The 1895-nt window shown below is 39.8% G+C and carries 1 protein-coding gene; it reads left to right on the top strand.

Annotation, left to right across the window (positions count from 1 at the left end):
- Positions 1–1895, top strand: a 1895-nt coding sequence (locus BMX09_RS09780; protein WP_089748094.1) for a pullulanase, incomplete at both ends; no start/stop codon positions are given.

Genomic DNA, 1895 nt, shown 5'->3' with positions numbered 1-1895 from the left:
GTCTGGGATCTAACGATTTCTGCTGCGGATTTAGGCATCGACAACTTAACTGGTTACTATTATCACTATTTAATTGAACGCAATGGCGAAAAAATCTTGGCACTAGATCCTTATGCTAAATCATTAGCTGAATGGAATAGTGACGCAGATTTCCAACAAGTGGACGGTTCAACTGGTAAGCCAATTGCCAAAGCAGCCTTTATTAATCCAAGTACTGTAGGACCAGCTTTAGACTATGCACATATTCCTGGATTTAATAAGCGTGAAGATGCGATTATTTATGAAGCCCATGTAAGGGATTTTACATCGGATGCTAATATTGCGGCTGATTTGCAGGCACCATTTGGAACATTTAAAGCATTTGGTGAACGGTTAGATTACTTAAAAGATTTAGGTGTGACGCATATTCAATTATTACCAGTCATGAGTTATTACTTTGCCGATGAAAGTACGAAAGAGGAACGTATAGAAGAGTATCGCTCACAAAATACACCATATAACTGGGGATATGACCCACAAAGTTATTTCTCTTTAACTGGCATGTATACGACTAATCCAAAAGACGCTGCGGCTCGTATTGAAGAATTCAAAGAATTAATCCAATTAATTCACGAAAAAGATATGGGGGTCATTTTAGATGTGGTCTATAACCATACTGCGCAAACGCATATTTTTGAAGACTTAGAACCAAATTATTATCACTTTATGAATCAAGACGGCTCGCCTCGTGAAAGTTTTGGTGGTGGACGTTTAGGTACGACGCATAAAATGTCACGCAGAATTTTAGTTGATTCAATCAATTACTGGACAAAAGAATTTAAAGTTGATGGCTTCCGTTTCGATATGATGGGTGATCATGATGCTGAGTCCATTCAAAAAGCCTATGACATAGCGACAAAAGCAAATCCTAATTTATTGATGTTAGGGGAAGGTTGGCGTACTTATACAGGCGACGAAAACAAACCAGTTACAGCAGCTGACCAAGATTGGATGACTTCAACTGATTCAGTCGGCGTTTTTTCAGATGAAATGCGTAACGAACTAAAATCAGGATTTGGTAGCGAAGGCCAACCACGATTTTTAACTGGAGGTGCTCGTGATTTACAAGTGATTTACAATAATATTATTGCTCGTCCTGGCAACTTCACAGCTGACGATCCAGGCGATGTGATTCAATATATTGCTGCGCATGATAATCTAACATTACATGATGTTATTGCCCAATCAATCAAAAAGGATCCAAAAAATGCAGAAGCAGAAATCCAAGCACGTATTCGTTTAGGGAATAGTATGATTTTAACGGCGCAAGGGACACCATTTATTCATTCAGGACAAGAATATGGACGTACTAAACAATTCCTAGCACCAGGTTACGAAAAACCAGTGGCCGACGCACCATACAAATCAACTTACTTAACAAAAGCAGACGGCACACCATTCGATTATCCATACTTCATTCACGATTCATATGATTCTTCAGACATCATTAATCGCTTTGATTGGCAAAAAGTAACGGATAAAACAAACTACCCAGATGCCGTTAAAACACACGATTACACACGTGGCTTAATTCAAATCCGTCGCTCTACTGATGCCTTTTCATATGGCACACAAGCAGAAGTTGCCCAAAACGTGCGTATGATTACTACACCACGCCAAGGAGATTTAGTTGACGGTGTACGTTCAGACATCCAAACTTGGGATCAGATTATTGGATACCTTGCCACAGCCTCAAATGGCGATAGTTATGCGGTCTTTGTCAATGCAGATAGCGCGCCACGTTTTGTTAGCTTTAACGAACAAGAAAAAGCTCTACTAAAAGGTGATGTGATTGCCGATGCACAAACTGCTGGCCTAACAGCTATCGAAAATCCAACAGGCGTCACATTAACAAC

This window comes from Granulicatella balaenopterae (genome assembly GCF_900111135.1).
GTDB lineage: Bacteria > Bacillota > Bacilli > Lactobacillales > Aerococcaceae > Granulicatella > Granulicatella balaenopterae.
Note: the sequence above shows the minus strand (reverse complement) of the source record. Positions and strands in the feature narration are given on the sequence as shown.